The sequence below is a fragment of the Ruegeria sp. AN6 genome (genome assembly GCF_056540425.1).
The window spans coordinates 1-553 of the sequence record NZ_JBQFWR010000053.1; the positions used below are offsets into that span (position 1 = coordinate 1).

The 553-nt window shown below is 55.3% G+C and carries 1 protein-coding gene and 1 pseudogene; one reads left to right on the forward strand and one right to left on the reverse strand.

Translation table 11 applies throughout. From position 1 onward, the window contains the following. The coding region (locus ACR0MQ_RS22990; RefSeq protein ID WP_480611303.1) for a PP2C family protein-serine/threonine phosphatase at positions 1–178 on the forward strand (178 nt) is incomplete at its 5' end. Between the two features lie 8 nt (positions 179–186). On the opposite strand, the pseudogene ACR0MQ_RS22995 reads toward ACR0MQ_RS22990, so the two are convergent. Then, positions 187–553, reverse strand: a pseudogene (locus ACR0MQ_RS22995) (serine/threonine protein kinase); the annotation flags it as partial.

The following is a 553-nucleotide window of genomic DNA, read 5'->3' on the forward strand; positions in this document are numbered from 1 at the left end:
GCCGGGCGACCGGTTCCTGATCTGCTCGGACGGTCTAAGCAAATACGCGACCTTCCCGATGCTGGAAAAGGCTCTGTCCGAGATGCCGATTGAAACCGTCGCCGATCAGTTGATCCAGATCGCGCTGGACGGGGGCGGGGCCGACAATATCTCGGTGATTGTGGTCGATATTCCTTAAGCCCCGCGCTACTGCGCGAGGGTGGTCAGGATACGGCTGTCCAGCGACAAAATCTGCGTTTCCACATTGCGATCCTGTTCGCGCAGCGCCTCGGCATATCCTGCAGCGGATTCCGTGGTTGGGCGTAGTGTGTCGAACAGTTGATTGTCAGTGTGCAGCACGATCACCTTGCTTTTGCCCAAGGTGCTGTCATCGACGCTAAACTGAAGGCCGCCATCTGTAGGTGTTTCATCAAGAGAATAAGCGGCACGCACTGAAATCGGCCCGGTTTCCCCGTCACGCAGCTCAGCAATACTGTTCGTTTGTCGTGTAACGTTGGGAAGCAAATGATACACGTTCCCAGAGACGTCCAGAATAGAAACAGACAAGAAACCA